Consider the following 25,180-nt stretch of genomic DNA (forward strand, 5'->3'; position numbering starts at 1 on the left):
TCCACCACCGCGTACCCGGGCCGGGCCTCATCCAGGCCGTACCCGTACTCGGCCAGGCACTCCTGCAGCAGCTGGTAGCACGCCACCAGACGCCCGGCGGCGGCACGGTTCTCCGCCGCCCACCCCTGGTGAGCCGCCGCCCGCAACGCCACCAACACCGAGGTGGAACCACCGGCTGCCTCGCCAGTCTGACCTGCCATGCCCCCACCCCCTTGTCGGTGCGCCGCGCTCGCGCGGCCCCCGGCCGCACATCGTGTCGAATACGTGTTCTATTCTACGCACGTGTGTTCGCCACCACAAGGGCTATCTCGGGGCGCTCGGTGGCGAGTTCCTCACCGCGTCCGCGCCGCCGCCGCCGCGCCCGCGGTACCGCCCCGGTTCCCACGGGTCAGCGGCTACAACGGCCACAAAAAGTAAGGGGCGCTCGAAAACACGAACGCGCGCATCCACGGGGATGCGCGCGATCGGCTGGGCGAGAAGTGTCGAGCGAACAGGGCTGAGCAACAGGGTCGAGCAGGAAAAGACTGCGAAAGGAGCCCGGGCCGGGCCCAGGCCGGGCCCCGGGCCGGGGCGAGCCCTACAGCGCGCGGCCGATGACCTCCTTCATGATCTCGTTCGTGCCGCCGTAGATCCGCATGACGCGGGCGCCGGCGAACTTCTGCGCGATGGGGTACTCCATCATGTAGCCGTAGCCGCCGAAGAGCTGGAGGCAGCGGTCCACCACGTCGTCGAGCATGTCGGTGGCCTGCATCTTGGCCATCGAGGCGGTCACGGCGTCCAGCTCGCCGGCGATCTCCCGCTCGATGCAGTAGTCGACGAACGTGCGGGTGGCCATGACCTGGGTCTTGCAGTGCGCCAGCTCGAAGCGGGTGTTCTGGAAGTCCAGCACCGGCTGCCCGAACGCCTGGCGCTCCTTGGTGTAGGCGATGGTCTCCACGACGGCGGCCTCGGCCATGGCCAGCGCGTCCACGGCGATCGCCAGGCGCTCGCGCGGCAGCTGGTTCATGAGCTGGTAGAAGCCCTGCCCCTCCTCGCCGCCGAGGAGATTGGCGGCGGGCACGCGCATGTCGTTGAAGAACAGCTCGGCGGTGTCGGCGCCGTGGCGGCCCATCTTCTCCAGCACGCGGCCCCGCTCGAACCCGGGGGTCGAGGCCTCGACGGCGAACAGGGCCATGCCCTTGTGGCCGGCGTCGGGGTCGGTCTTTGCGGCGACCACCACGAAGTCGGCGGAGCCGCCGTTGGAGATGAAGGTCTTGGAGCCGTTGATGACGTAGTGGTCGCCGTCGCGGCGGGCGGAGGTGCGCACGCCCTTGAGGTCGGAGCCGGCGCCGGGCTCGGTCATGGCGATCGCCGAGATCCACTCACCGGAGCACATCTTGGGCAGCCACGCCTTCTTCTGCTCCTCGGTGGCGTAGTTGGCGACGTAGTGCGGGGTGATGGTGGAGCCCACGCCCATGCCGAAGGCGGTGTCGCCGGAGTAGACGAGCTCCTCGGTGACGAGGTACTCCATGCCGGGGTCGCCGCCCTGGCCGCCGTACTCCTCGGGGACGTCGAGGCAGATGAGGCCGGCCTCGCCGGTGCGCAGCCACGTCTCGCGGTCGACGTGCTTCTGCGCGGCCCACTTCTCCTGGTTGGGGGTCATCTCCTTGGCGAAGAAGGCGCGCGCGTGCTCGCGGAGCAGGCGGTGGTCGTCGGTCTCCCAGGCCGGGCGGTAATCGGGGAAGAGTGCGGACACGGGTGACCTCCGGGAGGGGACGACGACGACGAGGAACGCCCCCGAGCTTACGTCCGCCCGTTCCGGAAGAGGGCGCGCGCACGGGAGCGGGAGAGGCCATACTCGTTCCATGAGCGAATCCCCCGACCTGCCGGAGAAGACGGACGCGACCGGGACGACGCCCGGAGGTGGGGCCGCGGCGCTCCCCGAGCCGTTCCCCTCGGACTGGACCCGCTGCCTGGTCCTCGTCGCCCACCCTGATGATCCGGAGTACGGGATGTCCGCGGCCGTGGCGCGGTGGACCGCGGAGGGCCGCAGCGTCGTCTACGTGCTGGCCTCGAGCGGTGAGGCGGGCATCGAGGGGATGTCGCCGGCCATCGCCGGTCCGATCCGCGAGGAGGAGCAGCGGCGGTCCTCGGCCGTGGTGGGGGTCGACGAGGTGGAGTTCCTCGGATTCCCGGACAGTCGGATCGTCAACAACGCGGCGCTGCGTGACGCGATCGCGGACGCGATCCGCCGGCACCGGCCCGACATCGTGGTGTCCCTGTACTCGGGCCCCGAGTTCGGTCCCGGCATGCCCAACCAGAGCGACCACATGGAGTTCGGCGCGGCCGTGGGCGCGGCGTACGACGACCTCGTGGCCGCGGTCGGAGTGGACGCCGCGGAGGGGCGCCCGCAGATGTGGTTCGAGTCCGCGCCCGGGCCGACGCACTACGTGGAGGTCACGGGCTTCGTCGAGTCGGCTGTGGAGGCGCTGGCGCAGCACTCCGAGTACCTCTCGGTCCTCGACCCGGCCACCCCTGTGCGGGAGCAGGCCCGTCAGCAGGTCGAGGCGGTGTGCGCGCCGATCGAGGGGATCGCCGGCGGGAACCCGGTGGTGGGCTTCCGGCGGATGCGGCCCTGACGGGCGGGTGTCAGGCGGGCGCGCCCGGCTCGCCGGCCGGCGTGTGGGCGGCCTCGGACAGCCGCAGTCGCTCGACGATCTCGTCCGCCCACTCCGCGGTCGGTGAGGCCATGGCGCCGTCGCCCGGGCGGCCGACGTAGGTGAGCCAGAATCGCTGCGCGCCCTGACCGACGACCGCCGAGTACACCAGCGCCCCCTCCGGGCCGACCACGTCCTGCGGGACCGAAGGGATCACCCGGAACGAGACGGACCAGCCGTCGCCGACGCGGGTCGACAGCTCCTCGACCCGCTCGTCGACCGCCTGCCCCGGGACCGGGAGCAGGATCGGGCCCATGCCGTTGGCCAGGGTGATCGCCGCCAGCCGGTTGTCCGACTCGCGGGGGTCGAACAGGTCCTCGGTGAGCGCGCCCACCAGGACGACCCCGTCCGACGGGGGTTCTGCCCGCTCGGGGCTCATCGCGGTGCTGCCGAAGAGCAGCTCGCCCGACTCCGCACGCCAGCCCTCGGGGACGCGGATCACCAGCCCGGCCAGGGGGTCGACGTGATCGGCGCCGGCGGCCACCTGGACCTTCGGACTCAGCTGCCGCGCGGACGGCGCGTGCGTCCGGTCCGAGATCACCCACGTCGCCACGGCCGCGACCAGCGCCACCACCAGGACCAGCGCGATCGCCAGCGCGGCCCGGGTCCGGCCCGCGGACGGGGAGGCGGAGGGCCCGGCGGAACGGCCGGACTCGGACTTCTCTGCGGAACTCATCCGCCCAGCGTAGGTGGCCGGGTCATCCGCAGCGTGATGTTGACCCGCCCGGGCTCGGCGCCCAGCACCTCCCGGCACCACGACGGCGCCGTCGAGTCGAACACCTTGGGCACCCCGTGGAACGCCATCCGCGACGGGCCGCCGAAGACCACCAGGTCCCCGGACTCCAGGCGTACATCGGTGTACGGCCGCCCACGGTGCTCCGGGGTGCCGAAGCGGAACGTGCAGGCGTCGCCCAGGCTGAACGAGACGACGGGCGCCAGGCTCGCCTCGTCACGGTCCTGGTGCAGGCCCATCGTCGCCCCACGGCCGTAGAGGTTCACCAGCGCGGCGTCGGGGGTGTAGGGATCGCCGCCGTCGAGGACCGCGGCGCGCGGATCGACCGCCGCCGCCGAGGTCAGCGCGGAACGGGCCGCCCGCACCAGCCAGTCGGGGATCGGCGGGGTGGCGGTGTCGTCGTCGTCATACCTGTACGGCGACCAGTGACGACCCAGGCTGAACGTGCGCACCGACATCCGGCCGCCGCCGGGCAGCACGATCGAGCGCGGCGCCGCCACCGTCGCCCACTGCGCGCACGCCCGGAGCAGGTACTCCTGCTGCTCGCGGCTCATCCAGTCCGGCACGTGCACCGCGCCCGGGCCGAGGAGCGACGGCTCGCGGTGCACGCCGAACAGGGGATCGGTCATCGACGAGGAGCGGTCACGTGCTCGCGTCCCCCTCCCCCGGTTTCTGCGCGGTGATCGGCGCGGCGATGTCCTCCAACGACTTACCCTCCGCGTCGACCCCCAGGATGATCTCCGCGATGCCGCCGATCGCCATGATCGCCGCCGCGATGAGGAAGCCCAGGCCGACGAGCCCACGGTCGCCGCTCTCGATGAAGTTACCGAACAGCAGCGGGCCGATGATGCCGCCGACCCCCGTGCCGATCGCGTAGAAGAACGCGATCGCCAGGGCGCGGGTCTCCATCGGGAAGATCTCCGACACGGTCAGGTACGCGGCCGAGGCGCCCGCGGTGGCGATGAAGAACGTCAGCGACAGCAGCGCCACGAAGCCCCACAGGCCGCCCGTCTCGCTGATGAACACGAAGTACAGGGGCACCGTCACCAGCGCCGAGCCGAGGTAGGTGCCGGCGATCATCTTCTTGCGGCCGACCTTGTCGAACAGCGGGCCCAGGATCAGCGCGCCGAGGAAGTTGACGATTGCGAACAGCGCCAACAGCAGCGGCGCCGAACCCGCGTCGATGCCGTAGTAGCTCTGGTACAGGGTGCCCAGGTTGAAGGTGATGCCGTTGTAGAGGAACGCCTGGCCGATGAACAGCGCCAGGCACAGGACCGCCCGCTTGGGGTACTTCCCGAACGCCGTGGCGGCGATCTCGCGGAACGGGATGGATGCCCGCTGGTGGATGGTGATCCGCTCGTCGCGGCCGACCTTCTCCAGCGGCTCGTCCTTCTCCTCCTCCACCTGCTCCTCGATGTCGGAGACGATCCGATCTGCCTCGTCCTCCCGGCCGTGGATGAACAACCATCTCGGACTCTCCGGCACGTTCTTGCGGACGAAGATGATCACCACGCCCAGCAGCGCGCCGACGCCCAACGCGAAGCGCCAGCCCAGGTTCTCGGCGAACATCGCCGTGTTGAGGAAGAACAACGAGTAGAACGAGCCGAACGTCGCACCCAGCCAGTAGGTGCCGTTGATGAGGATGTCCACGCGGCCGCGGTAGGCGGCGGGGATCAGCTCGTCGACCGCCGAGTTGATGGCCGCGTACTCGCCGCCGATACCCGCGCCCGTGAAGAACCTGCAGACGAAGAACATCCACGGCTCCACGGCGAACGCCGTGGCGAAGGTCGCGATGCAGTAGACGACCAGCGTGAGCATGAACAGCTTCTTGCGGCCCCACTTGTCGGTGAGGCGGCCGAAGAACAACGCGCCCAGACACGCACCGAGGATGTAGATCGACGCGGCCAGACCGATCTGGCCCTCCGTGATGGGCAGGCCCGACCCCGGTTCGACCAGCCGCGCGGCCAGGGAGCCGATGAGCGTGACCTCGAGGCCGTCGAGGATCCACACCGTCCCCAGGCCGACGATGACCTTCCAGTGGATCCCCGCCCACGGCAGGCGGTCCATCCGGGCCGGGACGGCCGTTCTGATGGTCCCGAGCCGGCGCTTACCGCCGCGCCCGCCGGACCGCGACCCTGCCCCCGGCCGGGATTCTGACCTGGTGTCGGGGGACGCAGCACCCCGCGGGTTGTGCTCCATGACTAGGTTGTATCGCCCTGTGACGGGCGCCGCATCCGATCCGGGTACCGTCGCCCACGTGAGTCCTCCCCACTCGTCGCCCCGTCTCGCCGACGTCGCGGACGTGGGCCCGGCGGCCGACACCCTCGCCGCCGCGTTCGCCGACTACCCGTGGACGCGATATGTCATCCCAGCAGAGGGTTACCAGGACCGACTGCGCGGGCTCCAGGAGCTGTACCTGCACCACGCGGTTCGGCACGGCCTCGTCGCGGTGCGCGACGACCCCGCGCAGGGGGGAGCCGTCGACGGCGTGATCGCGGTCCTGCCGCCTCAGACCCCCGACCCCACGCCCGAGGCCATGGCGCGCATCGTCGCCCTGCACGGCGACCGCATCGATCGACTTACGAGCGGCGGCGATCCCGAGGTGGACTGGAGACTCGAGACGCTCGGCGTGCTCCCGACCGCCCGGGGACGCGGGCTCGGCAGTGCCCTGACGCGGTTCGCGATCGTCGAGGCCGTCCGCCGGGGCGCGCGCTCGATGGCACTGGAGACCTCCGACCCCCTCAATGTTCGGCTCTACGAGCGGCTCGGCTTCACCGTCACCGCCCGGTCGGAGGCACCAGGGGCGCCGCCGGTGTGGAGGATGCGGGCCGACCTCGCCTGAGTCGGGCCAGGCCCGGCGTCAGGCGCGCTACGGCCGCAGCACCGCCCACGCCTGCTCGGCCAGTTCGGGCGTCGCCGCCGCCACCACGGTCCCGCCCTCCAGCGGCTGTCGGCCGTCCGGGCCGGTGATGACCCCGCCGGCGGCCTCGACGATCGGGATGAGCGCCACGATGTCGTAGGAGTTCAGGTCCGCCTCCACGACCAGATCGACGCGCCCGGCGGCGAGCATGCAGTAGGCGTAGCAGTCCCCGCCGAAGCGCTGGAGGCGGACACGGCTCCCGAGGTCGTCATAGCGGCGGCGCACCTCGCCGTCGTCCCCGAACATCGACGGGTGCGTCGTGTACATGATCGCCTCGGACAGCTCCGTGCACCCCGACACGTGGAGGGCGACGGCCTCCGGCCCGTCGGTGCGGCGCCGCACCGTGGCGCGCCCGTGCAGGGCGGCGAAGGTCTCCCCGAGGATCGGCTGGTCCATCCACCCGGCCACGGCGCGCCCGTCCTCGACCACGCCCACCAACGTCCCCCACCCGGCCATACCGGTGAGGAACGCCTTGGTGCCGTCGATCGGGTCCAGGTACCAGGTGCGCGGCGCGTCGGCCGGGCCGGTGACACCGTTCTCCTCCCCCACCACCCGGTCCCCCGGCGACATGGACGAGATACCGGCGCGCAGCAGCGCCTCGATCTCCCGGTCCGCCTCCGTCACCGGGTCGTACCGACCACCGCCCGCGTCCCCGGCACCCTTGTCCGCGGCGGCCAGGGAGGCGAGGTCCCCGTAGAAATGCCGACGGGCGATGCGGCCGCTCGCGGCGAGGAGCTCGTCGAGGCGCTCGGTCTGATCGGGGTCCAGGGGACGTGCGGGCCGTGGCGTCATGACCCCATGGTGCCCGACCGCCCCGCGCCGCCACAGCGGATCGGGCTGAGGCGGATCCTCCCGACCCGGCCCTCTACACGTGCGGACGGGGCTACCGTGGGCGCACGCGACCGCGCCGGGACCCCCGCGGCGCCGACCCGACGGAGCCGAGATGCGATGACCGCCCTGATGGACTTCCTCTCCACCCGGCGCCTCCAGCTGGCCACCGACTCGTGGCAGCACGTCAGCGCCACGGTGCAGGCGGTGCTGCTGGCCACCCTGCTCTCGGTGGCGATCGGCGTGGTCGTCTACCGGAGCCGGTCGGGGTCCGCGGTCGCCACCGGCCTGGCCGCCACCGCACTGACGGTGCCGTCGTTCGCCCTGCTCGGCCTGCTCATCCCGGTGCTCGGGCTGGGCGTGCTGCCCACCATGACGGCGCTGGTCATCTACGCCGTGCTGCCGATCCTGCGCAACACCATCGTCGGCCTGGACGCGGTGCCCGCCGCGACCGTCGACGCCGCGCGCGGGGTGGGGATGAGCCGGATCGGGGTGCTCACCCGGGTCGAGCTGCCGCTCGCGTGGCCGTCGATCCTCGCCGGGATCCGCATCTCCACGCAGATGTCGATGGGCATCCTCGCGATCGCCGCCTACGCCAAGGGGCCGGGGCTGGGGAACCTCATCTTCACGGCCCTGTCCCGGGTCGGCACGCCCACCGCGTTGCCCATGGCGCTGACCGCGACCGTGCTGATCGTCGTCCTCGCGCTCGTGCTCGACGCGCTCCTCGTCCTGCTCGGGCGCCTCACCATCAGGGGGAACCAGTGACCACCTCGCCAGCCGCCGGCGCCTCGCCCACCTCGCCCGCCTCCTCCGGCGCGCCGTCCACCGTCTCCGGCGTGCCGATCGTCCTGGACGACGTCACCAAGATCTACCCCGGCCAGGAGCGGCCGGCCGTCGACCACGTCTCACTGGAGCTGCCCGCCGGCCGGACCACGGTGTTCGTGGGGCCGTCGGGCTGCGGCAAGACCACCACCATGCGGATGATCAACCGCCTCATCGAGCCGACCTCCGGCACCATCACGATCGACGGGCAGGACAACCGCGGCCTCGACGCCGACACTCTGCGCCGCTCCATCGGTTACGCCATCCAGGCGTCGGGACTGTTCCCCCACATGACGGTCGCGCAGAACGTCGCCACGGTGCCGCGGCTGCTCCGGTGGAAGAAGGCCCGGACCCGGGCACGCGTGGACGAGATGCTCGAGCTGGTCGGCCTGGACCCCGGGGAGTTCCGCGACCGCTACCCCGCGCAGTTGTCGGGCGGGCAGCAGCAGCGGGTCGGGGTGGCGCGGGCGCTGGCCGCGGACCCGCCGGTCCTGCTCATGGACGAGCCGTTCGGGGCGGTGGACCCCATCACGCGGGCGTCGCTGCAGGACGAGCTGGTGCGGCTGCAGGACGAGCTGCGCAAGACCATCGTGTTCGTCACCCACGACTTCAACGAGGCGGTGAAGCTGGGCGACAGGATCGCGGTGCTGGGCCCCGGCTCGTCGGTCCTGCAGTTCGACACCCCGGAGGCCATCCTCACCAACCCGGCGGACGACACGGTGAGCGGGTTCATCGGGGACGACGCCGCGCTCAAGACCCTCACCCTCCGGCGCGTGGGTGACGTGGAGTTGGGAGGGGCGACGACGACGAGGGCCTCCGAGGACCCGGCCGTGTTCGCGGCCCGGTGGGGCGGAACCGGCGAGGACTGGGCGGTGGTGCTCGACGAGGCCGACAGGCCCCTGCGGTGGGTGCGTGGCGACCGGGTCGCGCAGATGCCGGACCTCCACTCCGGCGGCGTGCCGGTGACCGGGTCGGTGACGGTGGACTCGTCGCTGCAGGAGGCGCTCGACGGGCTGCTGTCCACGGCGAGCGCCACCACGGTGGTCGTGGACCGCGACGGGGTGTACCGCGGCACGATCGGCATCGACGACCTGGTGGCCGAGTTGCGGCGCATCCACCACCGGCACAACGACGCCGGCGCGGATCCCGGCCCGGGCGGCGCGTCGTGAGCGCGCCCACCGCCGCGGCCCGCGGCGGGTCGGCGCGGCTGGTCATCCAGCCGCTCGTGATCGTCGCCGCCGCCGTGGGGGTGTTGTGGTGGGCGTTCTCCGGGGAACTGGACGAGACCCAGCGCGCCTCGCTCAACGCGGCGTCCCTCACCCAGCGCACCCTCGAGCACGTGCAGATCACGGTGACGGTGGTGGCGATCGTCGTGGCGGTGGGGGTCCCGCTGGGGATCCTCCTCACGCGCCGGCGGACGCGGTTCCTCGCGCCGGTCGCGGTGGGGTTCGCCAACATCGGACAGGCGGCCCCCGCGATCGGGCTGATCGTGCTGCTCTTCCTGGCCACCAACCGGACGGGCTTCTGGATCGGCGTGCTGCCGGTGGCGTTCTACTCCCTGCTGCCGGTGCTGCGGAACACGATCGTGGGGATCCGCAACGTCGACCCGGCGCTCATCGACGCGGCCCGCGGCCAGGGGATGACCGGCGCGCGCGTGCTGCGGACGGTGGAGCTGCCGCTCGCGGTGCCGTTCATCCTCGCGGGGCTGCGCACCACCCTGGTGCTGGCGGTGGGCACGGCCACGCTGAGCTTCCTCGTCGACGCGGGAGGGCTGGGGATCTTCATCGACACCGGCTACCGCCTGCAGGACTACACGACGCTCGTCGTGGGTTCCGTGCTGGCGGTGTGCCTGGCGTTGTTCGTGGACTGGCTCGGCGGGGTCGGCGAGCTCCTGTTCAATCCGAAGGGGCTGCGATGAGACGGGCTGCGATGAGAAGGCTGCTGGCCTCCCTGATGGCCGTCGTGCTGCTCGCGACCGGCTGCGGCCTGAACAACGGCGGGTCGGTCCCGCTGCCCGTGGCGCCCGGCCCGGCCGGCGCGGTCCCGGAGCTCGAGGGCGTGCGCATCACGGTGGGCGGCAAGGACTTCACCGAGGGCGTCATCGCCAGCTACCTCGTGGAGTTCCTCCTCGCGGCCGCGGGAATGGACGTCTCGGACATGTCCTCGCTGGCCGGGTCCAACAGTTTCCGCCAGGCGCTGGTGACCGGACAGGTGGACATCGGCATGGAGTACACCGGCACCGCGTGGATGAGCTACCTCGGCAACTCCGAGCCGATCCGCGACCCGCAGGCGCAGTGGGAGGCGGTGCGCGACGCCGACCTGGCCGAGCACGACCTGCGGTGGCTGGCCCCGACGACCGTGGACAACACCTACTCGTTCGCGATGAACCGGGAGACCGCGGCGCAGACCGGGGTGCGGACGTTCTCCGACTACGCCGAGCTCGTGCGCACCGACCCGCAGGCGGCCCTGACCTGCATGGAGACCGAGTTCTCGGTGCGTCGCGACGGCTGGCCAGGGCTCGCCGAGGCCTACGGGTTCGACGCCGCCACCGTCCCCACGCCGATCATGCAGCCGGGGATCATCTACCAGGCCACCTCGGTGGGGCGGGAGTGCCGCTTCGGCGAGGTGTACACCACCGACGGCCGGGTGAAGGGCCTCGACCTGGTGGTCCTGGAGGACGACCAGCGCTTCTTCCCCGTGTACAACCTCGCCACCGTGGTCCGCGGCGAGGTCCTGGACGCGTACCCGCAGATCGAGGAGGTCCTCGCGCCGCTGGTGGACCTGCTCACCAACGAGGTGATGGTGGAGATGAACATGCGGGTCGACGTGGACGGCGAGGATCCGGCGCTGGTCGCCCGCGACTTCCTCGAGCAGGAGGGGCTGGTGTCGGTGGACTGACCCGCCCGTCGCGGGGAGCCGGCGCCCCGCCGACCGGATGCGCCCGCCCGGCCGGTGCCCCACCATCAGGTGGACCATACCCAGGAGGATGCCCGTGCCCAGGAGGCCGATCGGATCACTGCCGCGGGCGGCCGCGCGTGCCCCGCGGATGGTGCCCGACCTGTCGCGGCTGCCACCGGGACGGATCGTCTCGCTCTCCGACGGCGTCACCACCCGCGTCCACGACACGGGCGAGGCGCACCTCACGCCGGTGATCCTGCTGCACGGGATGGCGGCCACCGGGATGCTGAACTGGTACCAGACGTTCGAACGGCTGCGCGGCGAGCACCGGCTCATCACGTTCGATCAGCGCTGGCACGGGCACGGTTTCCACGGCGAGTTCACCTTCGAGACGCTCGCGGACGACGTCCTGCGGGTCGCCGATCACCTCGAGCTGGCCGCGCCGGTGCTCGGCGGGTACTCGATGGGCGGCATCGTGTCCCAGCTGGCCGCGCGGCGGGGCCCGTCCCGACTCGGCGGGCTGGTACTGGCGGCCACGGGCACCGGGGCGCGGCGCAACGCCGTCGAGCGGATGTCGCTCGGCGGGCTCACCCGCTCCGCCCCGCTGCTCAACGCGGTGCCGGAGGAGGTCGGCGAGGTGGTGGACGAGGAGGTCGACGACGAGGCCCTGCGTCCCCACGCGTGGGCCCTGCGCGAGTTGTCCTCGGTGTCGTTCGCGACGCACCGCAACGTCATCGCCCAGGTGGCCGGCTTCAACTCGACGTCCTGGCTGCACGAGCTCACGCTGCCGGCGGCGGTCGTCAAGACGACCCGTGACCTGGCGTTCCCGCAGTGGGTGCAGGACGAGATGGCGGACCTGCTCCCCCACAGCGCGGTGTTCCCGATCCACGCCGGGCACGCCGCCTGCGCGACCCACCCGGGGGAGTTCGCGCGGCGGATGCGCACGGCGATCGGCTGGGTCGTGTCCAACCTGCGGTGAGCCGACACCCGACGCGGGCCGACGGCCGACGCGGCGGTCACAGCGCCGAGTAGCGCACCGCCGTCACCACGAACACGATTAGCGCGACGGCGCCCAGGACGACCCCGGCCAGGCCGCGGCGCTGGTCGGCCTCCTGGTTGGTCAGCCACCCGGTCGGCCACCGCGCGAGCAGGCCGAACGACACCGCCATGAGCGCGGCGAGGAACGCGATGATGTTGAGCAGCGGCACCCAGGACAGCACGAGCGAGCCGACCCCCAGCACGAGGGCGCGGGTGCCCAGGTCCATCCCGCCGGACGAGCCCCGGCCCGCGGACGACCGCCCGCGCGGCGAGGCGGCGTCGGAGCGGGGGCGCAGCGGCATGCCGCCAGCCTAACCGCGGGAGCGTCGCCGGACGTCGAGGCGAGCGACCCGCCGGACCCCGGCGGTCTGTCTGTACGAGCATTCGACGAGCTCGGCGACCTCGTCCCAGTCGGGTTCCCCGCCGCCACCGCCACCCGCCCCGCCGTCCAGCGGCAGCGCGAGCCAGCCGGCGGGGCCGTAGTACGCCGGGACGTGGAACCGCGCGTCCTGCTCCAGGGCGGTGCGCTCCTCCGGATCCGGCAGGAACAGCAGCGCCCGCGCCAGCAGGGGGTCGGAGTGGTCGCCCTTGACCGAGCCGCCGAACACCGCGAACACCTTGGTCGTGTACCAGTTGGGGCGTCCGTGGGAGACCTTCTCCGCGGCGTCGGGCAGCGCGAGGCACACCTGCCGCAGTCGTGCCAGCAGCGGGTCCTCGGCGTCGAACATGATCGGGTGGCCCACACCGCCGAGGATACGACCTCAGCCTCCGAACTGTCCCGCGACGAACCCCGCGAGAAGGACCGCGAATCCGCCGATCTCTCCCACGATGAGCGCCACCATCCCGAGGTGCAGCGCGACCGAGGGCCGCTCGAACTGGTTGGTCGTGTCCTTCAACGCGCCGTGGAGGATGTAGCTGCCGATCGCCACGAGGAAGAAGAACACCAGCACGCCCGCAGCGGTGAGGTTCACCCACGTCGGCCAGGCGCTCAGTTCGACGAACACGGCGATGAGCAGGGTCGCGAACGAGTAGAGCAGCGAGGCCCGGTGCGCGATGTCCACGTACGGGTGCGCGAGGTGGTTCGCGCTGGTCGCCATCTGGCGGTACTTCCACACGCCCAGGCACAGCGCCAGCAGGAAGATCAGTCCGGCCGCGAGGAGCGTGAGCCGGGTGTCGACGCCGAGTTCCATGGATCCTTCCGAAGTGCACTTGACAACAGGGCGGGATTTGTATGCTGTCGACCATAGGGCAGGGCGCTGACCTGCGAGGCCGGTCACGCCGGATCCATGACGGGAGGCCACATGTCGGGACAGGTGGTGCGCGCGGCGGCCGTGCAGCTCGAGGGCGTGCCGGGCCGCGTGGACCTCACCCTCGGTCGGGTCGAGGCGATGATCGTCGAGGCCGCCGAGCGGGGCGCGCGCCTCATCGCGGTACCGGAGTTCTGCACGTCGCCGCTGCCGATGCGCCCCGAGGTCCACGACGCGGTCCTGCCCCGCGAGAACGTGGCGGTGGAGATGTTCCGGCGGCTCGCCGCGCGCCACCACGTCACCGTCGGGGGGTCGATGGTGGTCGTCGACGACGACGAGGTCTACAACCGCTACCACCTGGTCGAACCCGACGGCCGCGTGCACACGCACGACAAGGATCTGCCGACGATGTGGGAGAACGGCTTCTACACCGGCGGACGGTTCTACGAGGACGGCACCGACGACGGGGCGTTCGACACCGCGCTCGGCGGGGTGGGCGTGGCCAGTTGCTGGGAACTGATCCGGTCGCGGACGGTGGACAGACTCCGGGGCCGCGTCGGCGTCGCGGTGACCGGAACGCACTGGTGGACGGTCCCGCGGAACTGGGGCGGGCTCACCGACCGGGTCCTCGGCCCGCTGGCGCAGTACAACCGGTACCTGTCGGAGAACGCGCCGTCCGAGTTCGCCCGTCGGCTCGGGGCGCCGGTGCTCCAGGCCTCGCACTGCGGCACCGTCCGGACGGATTTCCTGCTGCTCCCCGGCACCGACCTCTCGGTTCCGTACGTCACCGAGTTCGTGGGCGCGACGCAGATCGTCGACGCGAAGGGGACGGTTCTGGCCTCCCGCCGGGCCGATGAGGGGCCCGGCATCGTCTACGCCGACGTCACCCTCGGGGCACGTGAGCCCGTCGCGCAGCTCGAGGACCGGTTCTGGATCCCGCGGCTCCCGCTACTCCTGCGCGGCTACTGGCATCAGCAGAACGTCGCCGGCAGGAGCTACTACCGTCGCCGCGGGCGGGCGGCGGGCCTGCGAGCGGCGGGGTCGCACCGCGCGGCGGGCGGGTAGCCCACTCGACGCGCTCTAGAGGTGCACGTCGTTGTAGGCGCGCTCGTCCTCGATCGGTTCGAGGTGGGTGGTGATGTGGGAGTTCGGCAGGGCGGCGTGGATCTCCTGTTCCACCGTCTCGACCAGGTCGTGTCCACGCTCGACGCTCCACCGTCCCGGCACCAGCGCGTGGAATTCCACGAAACGCCACTTGCCCGACTCGCGGGTCCGCAGTTCGTGGAAGTCGACGAGCCCGGGCTCACGATGCCTCTCGAGCACCTCCTCGATGAGCCGGTTGTCCTCCTCCGGCAGCGTCGCGTCCATGAGCCCCATCCCGGACTCGTGGACGAGCCGGTAGCCGATGAACAGGATGTTCAGCCCCACGCCGATCGCGACGATCGGGTCGAGCACCTGCCAGCCGGTGCCCCACGCGAGGCCGAGTCCCACCACCACGCCGATCGAGGTGATGACGTCGGTGAGCAGGTGCTTGCCGTCCGCCTTGAGGGTGGGCGACCGGTGCCGGGTACCCGCCCGGACGAGTGCGAGGCCAACCACACCGTTGAGCACGGCGGCGACCACGGAGATCGCCAGGCCCACACCGAGCGCCTCGAGCGGAGCCGGGTTGATGAGCCGCTCGATGCTGACCCCGAGGATGAACGCCGCGGCCACGAAGATCATCGCGCCCTCGACACCTGCGGAGAAGTACTCGGCCTTGGAGTGTCCGTACTGGTGGTCGTCGTCGGCGGGGCGCTCGGCGACCGAGACGGCGCCGAGCGCGATCACGGCCGCCACGAGGTTCACGACGGACTCGGCGGCGTCGGACAACAGACCGACCGACCCGGTGATCCACCACGCCCCGGCCTTCAGGGCGATGGTGGCGATCGCCGTGGCCACCGAGAGCCACGCGAACTTCTTCAGAGTCGACACGACCCCACAGCGTAGTCCTGCACGAAGAGTTCACCTGCGGGCCGACGGATGTCGGTAGGGTCGGGGGCATGCATGTAGGACTCGTCTGGCTCGGAGCAGCGGTGTTACTCGCCGCCGGCGAAGCGGCCGGTGGAGAGTTGTTCATGCTCATGCTCGCCGCCGGTGCGCTCGGTGGTTCGGCGGCGGCGTTCCTGGGCGCCCCGGTCTGGGGTCAGGCGCTGGCGTTCGCCCTCGTCTCCGTGATCCTCGTCGTGGGCGTGCGCCCGATCGTCCGCCGGCGCCTGCTCAAGGCCCTGCCGGAGCACGACACCAACACCGCCGCGCTCACCGGGCGTGGCGGCACCGTGGTCGAGGCGATCGGCGCGTCCGGAGGCCTCGTCGAGATCGCCGGGGACACGTGGACCGCGCGGCCGCTCATCGAGGGCGAGACGTTCGAGGCCGGCGACAAGGTCATGGTCCACGAGATCGAGGGAGCCACGGCGATCGTCGTGCGCGGGCTCTGACCCGCTGTGCACGACCCGACCGCCTCCCGGTAACACCCCACACGCTCAACTCAATCGGAGGAAAACATGGGTGGCTTGATCTTCCTTGCCGTCATCGTCGTCCTGATCGTCTCGGTGGTGGTGAGCTCGGTCAAGCTCATCCCCCAGGCCGAAGCGGCGGTCATCGAGCGGCTCGGCCGCTACCAGCGGACGGTGAGCGGGCAGCTCACGCTCATCATCCCGTTCATCGACCGCGTCCGCGCGAAGGTCGACCTCCGCGAGCGCGTCGTGACGTTCCCGCCGCAGTCGATGATCACGGAGGACAACCTCACGCTGAGCATCGACACGGTCGTCTACTTCCAGGTCACCGACCCCAAGTCTGCGGTGTACGAGATCAACAACTACATCGTCGCCGTCGAGCAGCTGGCCACCACGACCCTGCGCAACGTGGTCGGTGGTCTCACCCTCGAGCAGACGCTCACCAGCCGCGACATGATCAACAAGCAGCTCCGCGGCGTGCTGGACTCCGAGACCGGCCGCTGGGGTCTGCGCGTCGCCCGCGTCGAGCTGCGGTCGATCGACCCGCCGCCCTCCATCCAGGAGTCGATGGAGAAGCAGATGAAGGCGGACCGCGAGAAGCGCGCCACCATCCTCACGGCGGAGGGCCAGCGCGAGGCCGCGATCACAACGGCGCAGGGCGCCAAGCAGGCCGCCATCCTCGACGCCGAGGGCAACAAGCAGGCGTCGATCCTCAACGCCGAGGCCGACCGCCAGTCGCGGATGCTGCGCGCGCAGGGTGAGCGGGCGGCCCGCTACCTCGTGGCCGAGGGCCAGGCGGCGGCGATCGCCCGCGTCAACGCCGCGATCAAGGCGTCCAGGCCGACGCCGGAGATGCTGGCGTACCAGTACGTGCAGAACCTGCCGGAGATGGCCAAGGGCGACGCCGCGACGATGTGGATGATCCCGTCGCAGTTCGGCGACTCCTTGGAGACCTTCGCCAAGGCCGTCGCCAAGAAGGACGAGGACGGGGTGTTCCGCTACGAGCCCTCGGACATCGACGCCGATGCGGACCTGCCCTCGGCGCCCGACGAGTGGTTCGACACCTCGACCGATCCGGAGATCGCCCGCTCCGTCGCCGCGGCCGAGGCCGCCGCCAAGAGCACGACGTCCGTGATGGACGAGGAGCCCCGCAGGGCCAAGCCCAAGCCCGGCGTCTTCGACATGGTCCCGGAGTCCGAGGGCGGCGCCGCCCCCGACAGCGCCCCCGGATCCGACGGCGGGACCCCCGCGATCGGTGGCCCCCAGGGCACCGCACCCGGCCAGCCCGCCTTCGGGCACGAGGCCGGGCAGCACCACCGGCAGCCCGCCGACCAGGGATATCAGCAGGCCCCCGAGCAGCGGTGGGGCCAGGACGAGCAGGGCGGCTACCCGGTCGAGGGCGGCGACCAGCCCTCGCGCTGAGCCGGCCGGACGTCCCCCCGACCGTCCCGTTCCGGCCAGCCACCGCGGCCTCTCGCCTTAACATGAGGGCGTGACTCGTAACAGTGGCCGCGGTGGCGCCCGGGCGCCGGAGGCCCACCCGGATGCGGAGGACATCCGTCTGATCGAGACGGCGTCCGCCGTGTTCGCCGAGCGCGGGATCAAGGGCACCAGCACGGACGACATCGCCCGGGCCGCCGGCGTCACACGGGTGACGCTCTACCGCCGCCTCGGCCCCCGTGACGACATCCTCCGGGCCATCTACGCCCACGAGGCCCAGCGGCTCATGATGACCGTCAACGCCCGGTACACCCCGTTCGAGTCCCTGGAGTGGGACCCGGTGCGCCACGTCGAGGACCTGCTCGTGGGCACCGTCTTCGACATCCGCCAGAACGAACTCCTGCGCCGGATGATCGAGAGCGACAAGGTCGAGGCCATGGCGATGCTCGCCGGCCAGTCGGATTCCGTGCTCGAGACGATCATCGAGATGCTGGCGCAGTTCGTCCGCAGCACGTGGAACGCCGACGTCCACACCCGCCCCATGGAGGCCGGGGAGGCCGAGCAGCTCTCGCTCGAGGTCGCCTCGGTGGTGGGCCGGTTCCTCCACTCGCTCGTCGTGATGCCGGACGGTCCGCCCGTGGTGGACTCCGAGGAGCAGATCCGGGCGCTCGCCCGCCGCGTGCTCGTCCCCATGATCCTCCAGCGCTGAGCGCCGGACCGGCCGCGCCGAAGGGGCCGCCCTACAGCGCGGTGGGGAGTTCCTCCGCGCCGAGTTCGTGCTCGAGCGCGGACCGGAGCCCGGGGTGGCGGAAGTGCTGCCCCGCGTCGGAGAGCGCCCGCGGCAGGATCCGCTGATCGGCCAGGGCGAGCTCGTCGGCGCCCTGCGATCCGAGCAGCAGCGCGGGCGCGACGCGCGGGACGGGGATCAGGGTGGGGCGCCGCAGGACGGCACCGAGGACCCGAGTGAACTCGGCGTTGGTCACGGGTTCGGGGGCGGTCGCGTTGACCGGGCCGCTCACCTGCGGGTCGACGATCGCCCGCAGGTAGATGTCGGTGAGGTCATCGAGGGAGATCCAGGACATCCACTGCCGGCCCGATCCGATCCGGCCCCCGAGTCCCGCCCGCGTCAGGGCGGCCAGGGGCGGCAGCATCCCGCCGGCCCCGGACAGCGCGATGCCGGTGCGCACGGAGACGACCCGGGCGCCGGCCTCCCGAGCGGGATCGCAGTCGCGTTCCCAGTCCACCACGATGTCGGCGACCGGTCCTGTGCCGGGCGCCGAGCCCTCGGTGAGCGGCTCGTCGCCCCGGTCGGGGCCGTAGTAGCCGATGGCCGAGGCGCACACCATGGCGGTGGCCCCACCGCGGGCGGCGACGAGCTCGGCGAGCCGCCGCGTGGGCCCGACGCGGCTGTCGCGGACGGCCGCGACGTGCCGGTCGGTGAACCGGCCCGCGATGGGGGCGCCGGCGAGGTGCACGAGCACATCCACGCCGTCGAGCAGACCCGGCGCCGGGTCGGCGGGGTCCCACACCCGCTCCCCCGCGCCGCCGGTACCGCGACCTCGGACGAGGCGGACGACCCGGTGTCCGGCCACCCCGAGCAGCGCGGTCAGCGCGGTACCGACCAGGCCGGAGGCCCCGGTCACGGCGACGGTCAGCGGCGCGCTGCGGTGCCGCTCGAGCGTGGTCAGATCGGCCGCCATCTGCCGGTACCGGTACGCGAACACCGGGGCCAGCAGCGCGGCGGGCACGCGCGCGTCGACCCGGTCGCCGAGGAGGGCGGCGCCGTCGGGGGCCGCGGTGACGGTGTGCGTGTGGACCCAGCCGGTCGCGGCGGCGTACGGCTGGGAGACGCAGCGGTCGACGAAGCGCCGACCCTCGACGTAGCCGGCGGGGTCGTGCCGGGCGTGCCACCGGGGGCCGAGGCGGCGCCCCAGCGGGCCGGGCAGGGCCGTGCGGGGCTCGAGGACCGCGAGCCCGTCCCGCAGCGAGTCGGCCTCCCGGACCGGCCGGAGCGGCATGAACGGCGGGGACAGCCGGCGGAAGGCCCCCGGCGAGGCGAGGTAGCGCCACGCCTCGTCGGGGGTCGCCGGGACCGTGCAGGTGAGGTCGATGCTCATCGGTCACTCATCCGTGTCGGGGTCGGGTGCGGATCGCGGGTCCGGGTGGGCCCGTCAGGGCAGCAGGCACAGCGGGGTGGCGTCGCCCCGCCCGCCGACCATGGGGACGGTGAGGAAGGCGCACGACCACCAGCCGCGGTCCTCGATCACCGTGCGGACGGTCGACCACTGCTCGGCGTCGAGCGCGGGCTCGCGGCTGAGGACGAAGCCCGACGAGCGGGTGGGGTCGCCGACGATCGCCAGCGAGTAGTCGTCGGCGAGGTAGGTGATCCGGTAGTTGACCGGCCCGGCCTCGTCCTGGAACGGGACCATCGGGAAGTTCACCCGCAGCGAGGCGTTGGTGTCCGTGTCGCGGACCTTCGCCTCGCCCTCGATCACGGAGTCCGAGCTGATCGCCGAGCCGCAGCTGTTGCGGACGGAGACGGTGCCGGGCGCGGTGAGCTCGTACTCGGCGCGCGTGTCATTCGTGCACTGCAGGGTGTACGGCTGCGGGATCGCGGCGACCTGGAACCACTCCCCCTTGTAGCGCTCGAGGTCCACCGACTCGACCTGGGTGAGCTCGGGTCCGCCGAGCGATCCCAGGGCCACGCCGTCGGGCAGCAGCTGGGAGGAGCCGCCGCCGAGGCGGCCCCCGTCGGTGAGGTCCTGGGCGCCGGCGGCCGGGGCGGCGCCCAGGCCGGCCGCGAGCAGCGGGGCCACGGCCAGGGCGGTCACGAGTCCGCGCAGGCGGGAGGCGGGCCGGCCGGCGGCGGGCCGTCCGGCGGCGGCGGGGCGGGCGGACGCGGTGCGGGGGCGTGCGGTGGTGCTCATGCGCGGATCTCCTCGGTGTGGCGGGGGGTGTCGGAATCGTCGGTCTCGTGGCCGCCGGCGGCCGCGTGACCGGCGTCGGCGGAGCGGCGGCGGCGCGGGTCGCCCGGCCACCAGACCCTGTCACCGACGAGGGTGAACAGTGCCGGGACGACCAGCGTGCGCACGATGAAGGTGTCGAGCAGGACGCCGAGCGCGACGATCACGCCGACCTGCGTCAGGACGATGAGCGGCAGCACGCCCAGCACCACGAACACCGAGGCGAGCACGATGCCGGCCGAGGTGATGACACCGCCGGTGAGGGCGACGGCGCGGACCATCGCCTCCCGGGTCGCGTGCGCGGCCGCCTCCTCGCGGGCCCGGATGGTCAGGAAGATCGAGTAGTCCACGCCCAGGGCCACCAGGAACAGGAAGCTGTACAGCGGCACCGCCACGTCCAGGCCGGGGAAGCCGAGGATCTGCGTGGTGACGAAGGTGCCGAGCCCGAGCGCCGCCAGCGAGGACAACACGGTCGCGGTGAGGACCAGCAGCGGCGCGATGAGCGACCGCAGCACCAGGATGAGGACCAGGAACACCACCAGCAGGATGAGCGGCGCGATGAGGGTGAGGTCGCGGATGTTGCCGTCGGAGGTGTCGACGGCCTCGGCCACGGACCCGCCCACGAGCGCCTCGGCGCCCGGGACCGTGTCGACGGCCTCGCGCAGCGCGACCACGCTGTCCTCGGACCGGTCGGTGGCGGGGGCGGCGTCGAGCACCACGGTGACGCGACTCCAGCCGGTGCCGGATTCCCCGGCGGGCCGTGCGGAGACGACGCCCTCGACCCCCTGGGCGGCCTCGGCGACCCCGGCCTCGGTGCCGGTCCGGGTGAGCACGGTGACCGGGTCGGTGACGCCGGCCGGGAAGTGCTCGGCCGCGGTCTCCAGCCCGGCGGCGGACTCGGAGGCGGTGCGGAACTGCTCGGTCTGGCTCAGGCCGACGCGGGTACCGATCAGGCCCAGCGAGAGCACCGCCAGGAGCAGGACGCAGGACACGAGGACCGTGACCGGGCGCGTGACGACGCGCGCCGCGATCCTGCCCCAGACGCCCGGCGGCACGTCCTCGTCGAAGCCCTCGGGCGTCGCGGGGCGGGTCCGGCCGGCGGCGTGGGAGGAGGAGGCCCCGGGGCGCGGGATGAACGGCCAGAACAGGCCGCGACCGCACACCGCGAGGGCGGCGGGCAGCGCGATCAGGGCGTAGACCAGCGCGATGATCAGGCCGACCGCCGCGGACAGGCCGAGCGACCGGTAGTTGGGCAGGGTCGCCAGCAGCAGGGTGAGCAGCGCCAGGACGACCGTGATGTTGCTCGCGAAGATGGCGGGGACCGCGCCACGATAGGCGTCGCGGAGCGCGGTGCGGCGGTCCTCGGTCCTGCGCAGTTCCTCCCGGTAGCGGGAGACGAGCAGCAGGGCGTAGTTGGTGCCGGCGCCGAACACGAGCACGGAGACGATGCCGGAGGTCGAGGCGTCGACGGTGACACCCGCGGCCTCACCGACCAGCGAGACGATCAGCGCCGCGACCCGGTCGGCGATACCGATGATGAGCAACGGCACCAGCCACAGCACGGGCGAGCGGTAGGTGATGATGAGCAGCACCGCCACGACGAGCGCGGTGGCGGCCAGCAGCCGGAAGTCGGCGCCCTCGAACGCGGCCGCGGTGTCGGCCGCGAACGCCGGCCCGCCGGTGAGCTGTGCGCTCAGCCCGTCGTCGAGCCCCTCGGCGACGGCCCCGCGCATCTCCTCGACCAGCTCGCGTCCCTCGCCTCCGGAGATGAGCTCCGCGTCGACGGGCACGAGCACCAGGGCGGCGGCGCCGTCCTCGGACGGGATCGGCCCCTGGGGCGGGGTCCCCACGACCTCGGACATGCGCTCACCGGCACCGACGGCGGCGGCGATGCCCTCGGGGCCGAGCTCGCCACCGTCGGAGCGCGTCACCACGAGCACCGCGGGGACGGAGCCCGAGTCGGGGAACTCCGCCTGTATCTGCGAGACGAGCGCCGCCTCGGAGTCGTCTGGCAGCGTCTGCGGCGCCTCGGACGAGCCCTCCGACGAGGCGAACGCGAACACCGCGCCGCTCACGATGAGCATGGCCACCAACATGACCCAGGCGGACAGCCTGCCGGTGACGACACCGACCCACCCTCCGGCCGACCCCGGGTCGCCCGTCGGTCCTGACTTCTCCACGGCAGAGCGCTCGGCTCTCATCGTCTCCCCTGTCTTCACGTGTCGTATTCGGAGAGGAACGCCTCGAGGATGGCTGTGACCTCATCGGGGCGTTCCAGGGTGGGCGAGTGTCCCGCGCCGGGGATCTCGCGGTAGCGCGAGTCGGCGATGAGCTCCACCAGTCGGCGGGACTTCTCCGGTGGCGTCGCCCTGTCCTCGGCGCCCACCGCGACCAGCGTGGGGGCGATGATGCGGATCGCCTCGTCCTCGCACGGGTCGCGGTCGGCGACGGACTCGATGGCCTTGACCAGGCCCGCGCGATCGGTGCGCTCGACCATGGCCAACCACTCGTCCACCCAGGGGGCGTCGAGGTTGCCGTCGGCGAGCATGATGGGCGCGACCCGGGACCGCACGGGGCCGATGCCGGCGAGGCGGTACACCGCCGACAGCGTCCGGTACTTGCGACGGTTGGCCGGCTCCTCCGGGGTGGCGGCGGTGTCCAGGAGGGTGAGCGTGTGGACGACCTCGGGGTTGCGGGCGGCGAGTCTGATGCCGACGAACCCGCCCATGGACAGCCCCACGAAGTTGACCACCGGGATCCGCAGGTGGCGCAGCAGTTCGGTGACGTCCACGGTGAGGGTGTCCATGTCGTAGCCGCCGAGGGCGCGCGGCGAGTTGCCCTGGCCCCGGAAGTCGATGGTCACGCAGCGGTAGCGGTCCCGCAGCCGCGCGATCTGGGGGTGGAACATCCACCCGGAGAACAGCAGTCCGTGGGCGAACAGCACCACGGGGGCGTCCTCACGACCGGCGGGGGCGCCGGTGTCGGTGTAGGCGATCGTGGTGTGACCGCGGCGGAACGTGGGCATCGGGGCAACCTCCTGGCGTCGTGTCCCGTCGCGGTCTCACCGGAGGGTGATGAGGCGACGCGGGTCGTCCGGTCCGGCCGCCCGCTCGAGGTGTTGGTGCTCGTTGACCGCGATGCAGGTCATCCCGCCCCGGCCCACCACGACACGGGCCGTACCGGTGTTCACCGTCACACGCTGCAGGCGGGTCCACAACCCGACGACGCCCTCCGGGTCGGCCAGCAGGGTCGCCACGGCCAGCGAGATGGTTCCGGCCGAGGACACGACGAGGGTCGTCCGGCCGGTGCCGGACCGGGCGGCGGCGTCGGCGAGGGCGGCCTCGGCGTCGGCGCGGTAGCGGGCGAACGCCTCGAGCCCCGACCAGTGGCCCAGTGCCGCGTCGAGCTCGCGTTGGAAGGCCTGCTTGGCCTCGTCGGAGGAGCCGGCGGAGTCGAGGGTCCCGCTCTCGGCGGACAACCCGGCGACGCGGGCGGCCTCGAGGACGGAGTCGGCGTCGTACTCGGCCCACCGCTCGTCGACCTCGACCGGGCAGTCCACGTCGCCGTGCGCGCGCAGGCCGGCGAGCAGTCCCTCGGCGGTCTCGCGTTGGCGGCGCATGCCGCCGTGGACGACGAGGTCGGGCCGCAGGCCTCGGGTGGCCATGTCCTCGCCGGCCAGGCGCGCCTGCAGGTGCCCGGTCTCGGACAGCCGGTCGTAGTCGCCGCTGCCGAAGGAGGCCTGACCGTGGCGGACGAGATGGATGGCGCCCATCAGCGCTCACCCCCCTGGCCGCGGACCAGCCCGCCGACGACGGGGAGTCCGCCGAGGACGTCGGCCACCTTCCCGCGGGCGTCGTGGATCCCGCCGGCGACCAGTGGCAGCGCGACGCGGGGCACGCCGAGCAGCTCGCCGATCACGTCCGTCGGGGAGATCCGGGTGGGCGAGAGCCGGCCGTCGCCGGTGCGGATGAGGCGCAGGCAGCGCTGTTCGAGGAACGCCACGCCGGGCCGGAAGGCGCGGAACGCCGGGTTGGTGGTCTGGCGGTGGTAGTAGCGGTGGTTGATCTGCTGGGCGATCACCGCGAGCCGGAACAGGCCGAACACCTCGTAGAACCGCCACTGCTCGTCGGTGATGTCCAGACCCGCGCGGCGGGCGTAGCGCTCGACGACCTGGCGGCGGGTGAGCATGCCGGGGGCGGTGGTGGGTTGGCGGCGGAACGCCTTGAACAGGGGGCCGTCGTCGTCCTGGACCCAGTAGGCGAGCGCGCCGCCGAGGTCCATGAGCGGGTCGCCGACGGTGGCCATCTCCCAGTCGAGGACGCCGATGACACGGGTGACGTCGTGGGGGTCCAGCACCAGGTTGTCGAACCGGAAGTCGTTGTGCACGAGGCAGTGCCCGACGTCCTCGGGCTGGTGGGCGTGCAGCCACTTCATGACGGGCGCGAAGTCGGGCACGTCCGGGGTGCGGGCGCGGCGGTAGCGGGCCGACCAGCCCTCCACCTGGCGGCGCACGTAGCCCTCACCGCGGTCGAGGTCGGACAGCCCGGCGGCGGCGATGTCGACCGAGTGCAGGTCGACCAGCGCGTCGACCGCCGACTCGCACAGGCGCCGGGTGGTGACCCGGTCCAACCGCAGTTCGCGGGGCAGGTTCTTGCGCAGGATCGTGCCCTCCATGCGCTCCATGACGTAGAAGTCCGAGCCGATCACCGAGTGGTCGTCGCAGAACCCGACCATGCGCGTCACCAGCGGGTAGACGGGGCGCAGGGCGGACTGGACGCGGTACTCGCGCTTCATGTCGTGCGCGCCGCGGGCCTTGGTGCCGGCCGGCGGGCGGCGCAGGACGAGGTCGGCGCCGGGGTATCGGAGGAGGTAGGTGAGGTTGGACGCGCCGCCGGTGTACTGCCGGACCTCCGGCAGGACCGGGTCGTCGTCACCCAGGTCGACGCCGGCCAGCACGTCGGGGTCGTCGGGGGTGATCGACCGCAACCACGCGGCGACGGCGGCCACGTCGAAGGCGTCCTCGTCGCGCACCGGTCCGGTGCCGGGGACGCGGCGGCGCAGGGCGGCGTCGCCGTCGGGCATCCCGGTGGGCGTCCCTTCGGG

The 25,180-nt window shown here is 72.4% G+C and carries 27 protein-coding genes; 11 read left to right on the forward strand and 16 right to left on the reverse strand.

Going from position 1 to position 25,180, the window contains the following annotated elements; translation table 11 throughout:
* Together RWK90_RS06375 and RWK90_RS06380 are read right to left on the reverse strand one after the other, a co-directional pair.
* Positions 1-200: hypothetical protein (locus RWK90_RS06375; RefSeq protein ID WP_314035952.1), on the reverse strand; the 200-nt coding region annotated here is incomplete at its 3' end.
* Positions 201-577: 377 nt separating this feature from the next.
* Complete coding sequence (locus RWK90_RS06380) at positions 578-1,735, reverse strand: acyl-CoA dehydrogenase family protein (RefSeq protein WP_314035954.1); 1,158 nt, start codon at positions 1,733-1,735, stop codon at positions 578-580.
* A 109-nt stretch (positions 1,736-1,844) separates the two neighbouring features.
* On the opposite strand from RWK90_RS06380, the gene RWK90_RS06385 reads away from it, so the two are divergent.
* The gene (locus RWK90_RS06385) at positions 1,845-2,618 is read left to right on the forward strand and encodes a PIG-L family deacetylase (protein WP_314035956.1); all 774 of its coding nucleotides are present in this window, start codon (positions 1,845-1,847) and stop codon (positions 2,616-2,618) included.
* 10 nt (positions 2,619-2,628) lie between these two features.
* On the opposite strand, the gene RWK90_RS06390 is transcribed toward RWK90_RS06385, so the two are convergent.
* Genes RWK90_RS06390 through RWK90_RS06400 form a run of 3 tightly spaced genes read right to left on the reverse strand, consistent with a single transcriptional unit; the run spans position 2,629 to position 5,496 of the window.
* Positions 2,629-3,372 carry an APA family fibronectin-binding glycoprotein gene (locus RWK90_RS06390; protein ID WP_314035958.1) on the reverse strand — a complete coding sequence of 248 codons (744 nt, stop codon included), beginning with the start codon at positions 3,370-3,372 and terminating at the stop codon, positions 2,629-2,631.
* Positions 3,369-4,058, reverse strand: a complete 690-nt coding sequence (locus RWK90_RS06395) for an alpha-ketoglutarate-dependent dioxygenase AlkB (protein ID WP_314035960.1) — start codon at positions 4,056-4,058, stop codon at positions 3,369-3,371. The genes RWK90_RS06390 and RWK90_RS06395 overlap by 4 nt, the downstream gene beginning before the upstream one ends.
* 13 nt (positions 4,059-4,071) lie before the next feature.
* Positions 4,072-5,496: an MFS transporter gene (locus tag RWK90_RS06400; RefSeq protein WP_314035962.1), complete on the reverse strand. Its 1,425-nt coding sequence runs from the start codon at positions 5,494-5,496 to the stop codon at positions 4,072-4,074.
* A 190-nt stretch (positions 5,497-5,686) separates the two neighbouring features.
* Here RWK90_RS06400 and RWK90_RS06405 point away from each other — a divergent pair, with 190 nt between their 5' ends.
* Positions 5,687-6,271 carry a GNAT family N-acetyltransferase gene (locus tag RWK90_RS06405; protein ID WP_314035964.1) on the forward strand — a complete coding sequence of 195 codons (585 nt, stop codon included), beginning with the start codon at positions 5,687-5,689 and terminating at the stop codon, positions 6,269-6,271.
* A gap of 27 nt (positions 6,272-6,298) precedes the next feature.
* On the opposite strand, the gene RWK90_RS06410 is transcribed toward RWK90_RS06405, so the two are convergent.
* The gene (locus RWK90_RS06410) at positions 6,299-7,141 is read right to left on the reverse strand and encodes an inositol monophosphatase family protein (RefSeq protein WP_314035966.1); all 843 of its coding nucleotides are present in this window, start codon (positions 7,139-7,141) and stop codon (positions 6,299-6,301) included.
* Between the two features lie 156 nt (positions 7,142-7,297).
* Here RWK90_RS06410 and RWK90_RS06415 point away from each other — a divergent pair, with 156 nt between their 5' ends.
* The 5 genes from RWK90_RS06415 (at position 7,298) to RWK90_RS06435 (ending at position 11,876) form a co-directional block, all read left to right on the forward strand.
* Positions 7,298-7,942: an ABC transporter permease gene (locus RWK90_RS06415; protein WP_314035969.1), complete on the forward strand. Its 645-nt coding sequence runs from the start codon at positions 7,298-7,300 to the stop codon at positions 7,940-7,942.
* A 71-nt stretch (positions 7,943-8,013) separates the two neighbouring features.
* Positions 8,014-9,168, forward strand: coding sequence for an ATP-binding cassette domain-containing protein (locus RWK90_RS06420; RefSeq protein ID WP_314037065.1), 1,155 nt, complete (start codon positions 8,014-8,016; stop codon positions 9,166-9,168).
* The gene (locus tag RWK90_RS06425; protein WP_314035971.1) at positions 9,165-9,917 is read left to right on the forward strand and encodes an ABC transporter permease; all 753 of its coding nucleotides are present in this window, start codon (positions 9,165-9,167) and stop codon (positions 9,915-9,917) included. Before RWK90_RS06420 ends, RWK90_RS06425 begins: the two co-directional genes overlap by 4 nt.
* A gap of 11 nt (positions 9,918-9,928) precedes the next feature.
* A complete protein-coding gene (locus tag RWK90_RS06430; RefSeq protein WP_314035973.1) occupies positions 9,929-10,897 on the forward strand; it encodes a glycine betaine ABC transporter substrate-binding protein in 969 nt (322 codons plus the stop codon).
* Positions 10,898-10,991: 94 nt separating this feature from the next.
* Positions 10,992-11,876 (forward strand): alpha/beta hydrolase, encoded by an 885-nt coding sequence (locus tag RWK90_RS06435; protein ID WP_314035975.1) that lies wholly within the window; start codon positions 10,992-10,994, stop codon positions 11,874-11,876.
* Positions 11,877-11,913: 37 nt separating this feature from the next.
* On the opposite strand, the gene RWK90_RS06440 is transcribed toward RWK90_RS06435, so the two are convergent.
* The 3 genes from RWK90_RS06440 to RWK90_RS06450 are packed head-to-tail and all read right to left on the reverse strand — an operon-like array spanning position 11,914 to position 13,125.
* Positions 11,914-12,237 carry a hypothetical protein gene (locus tag RWK90_RS06440; protein WP_314035977.1) on the reverse strand — a complete coding sequence of 108 codons (324 nt, stop codon included), beginning with the start codon at positions 12,235-12,237 and terminating at the stop codon, positions 11,914-11,916.
* Between the two features lie 9 nt (positions 12,238-12,246).
* Positions 12,247-12,678: an MmcQ/YjbR family DNA-binding protein gene (locus RWK90_RS06445; protein ID WP_314035979.1), complete on the reverse strand. Its 432-nt coding sequence runs from the start codon at positions 12,676-12,678 to the stop codon at positions 12,247-12,249.
* 18 nt (positions 12,679-12,696) lie between these two features.
* Positions 12,697-13,125 carry a hypothetical protein gene (locus RWK90_RS06450; RefSeq protein ID WP_314035981.1) on the reverse strand — a complete coding sequence of 143 codons (429 nt, stop codon included), beginning with the start codon at positions 13,123-13,125 and terminating at the stop codon, positions 12,697-12,699.
* A gap of 111 nt (positions 13,126-13,236) precedes the next feature.
* Between RWK90_RS06450 and RWK90_RS06455 the strand changes: the two genes are divergently transcribed.
* Positions 13,237-14,247 carry a carbon-nitrogen hydrolase family protein gene (locus tag RWK90_RS06455; RefSeq protein ID WP_314035983.1) on the forward strand — a complete coding sequence of 337 codons (1,011 nt, stop codon included), beginning with the start codon at positions 13,237-13,239 and terminating at the stop codon, positions 14,245-14,247.
* 15 nt (positions 14,248-14,262) lie between these two features.
* On the opposite strand, the gene RWK90_RS06460 is transcribed toward RWK90_RS06455, so the two are convergent.
* Entirely contained in the window at positions 14,263-15,153 is an 891-nt protein-coding gene (locus RWK90_RS06460) for a cation diffusion facilitator family transporter (protein ID WP_314035985.1), read from the reverse strand.
* Positions 15,154-15,221: 68 nt separating this feature from the next.
* Here RWK90_RS06460 and RWK90_RS06465 point away from each other — a divergent pair, with 68 nt between their 5' ends.
* From RWK90_RS06465 to RWK90_RS06475, 3 genes are all read left to right on the forward strand, one after another.
* A complete protein-coding gene (locus RWK90_RS06465; RefSeq protein ID WP_314035988.1) occupies positions 15,222-15,656 on the forward strand; it encodes an NfeD family protein in 435 nt (144 codons plus the stop codon).
* Positions 15,657-15,722: 66 nt separating this feature from the next.
* On the forward strand, positions 15,723-17,096 hold the full coding sequence (locus RWK90_RS06470) for an SPFH domain-containing protein (RefSeq protein ID WP_314035990.1): 1,374 nt from the start codon (positions 15,723-15,725) through the stop codon (positions 17,094-17,096).
* A gap of 70 nt (positions 17,097-17,166) precedes the next feature.
* A complete protein-coding gene (locus RWK90_RS06475) occupies positions 17,167-17,823 on the forward strand; it encodes a helix-turn-helix domain-containing protein (RefSeq protein WP_314035992.1) in 657 nt (218 codons plus the stop codon).
* A gap of 31 nt (positions 17,824-17,854) precedes the next feature.
* Here RWK90_RS06475 and RWK90_RS06480 read toward each other — a convergent pair whose 3' ends face one another.
* The 6 genes from RWK90_RS06480 to RWK90_RS06505 form a co-directional block, all read right to left on the reverse strand.
* Positions 17,855-19,231, reverse strand: coding sequence for a TIGR01777 family oxidoreductase (locus RWK90_RS06480; protein ID WP_314035994.1), 1,377 nt, complete (start codon positions 19,229-19,231; stop codon positions 17,855-17,857).
* Between the two features lie 54 nt (positions 19,232-19,285).
* The gene (locus RWK90_RS06485; RefSeq protein ID WP_396230294.1) at positions 19,286-19,957 is read right to left on the reverse strand and encodes a lipocalin family protein; all 672 of its coding nucleotides are present in this window, start codon (positions 19,955-19,957) and stop codon (positions 19,286-19,288) included.
* Positions 19,958-20,037: 80 nt separating this feature from the next.
* On the reverse strand, positions 20,038-22,173 hold the full coding sequence (locus RWK90_RS06490) for an MMPL family transporter (protein ID WP_314037068.1): 2,136 nt from the start codon (positions 22,171-22,173) through the stop codon (positions 20,038-20,040).
* 119 nt (positions 22,174-22,292) lie between these two features.
* Positions 22,293-23,102 carry an alpha/beta fold hydrolase gene (locus RWK90_RS06495; protein ID WP_314035998.1) on the reverse strand — a complete coding sequence of 270 codons (810 nt, stop codon included), beginning with the start codon at positions 23,100-23,102 and terminating at the stop codon, positions 22,293-22,295.
* A 36-nt stretch (positions 23,103-23,138) separates the two neighbouring features.
* Entirely contained in the window at positions 23,139-23,849 is a 711-nt protein-coding gene (locus RWK90_RS06500) for a histidine phosphatase family protein (RefSeq protein WP_314036000.1), read from the reverse strand.
* Positions 23,849-25,159 carry a phosphotransferase family protein gene (locus RWK90_RS06505; RefSeq protein WP_314037070.1) on the reverse strand — a complete coding sequence of 437 codons (1,311 nt, stop codon included), beginning with the start codon at positions 25,157-25,159 and terminating at the stop codon, positions 23,849-23,851. Before RWK90_RS06505 ends, RWK90_RS06500 begins: the two co-directional genes overlap by 1 nt.
* Positions 25,160-25,180: the final 21 nt, after the last annotated feature.

Origin of the sequence: Dietzia sp. CH92, assembly GCF_032248695.1 — a bacterium.
Taxonomy (GTDB): Bacteria; Actinomycetota; Actinomycetes; order Mycobacteriales; family Mycobacteriaceae; genus Dietzia.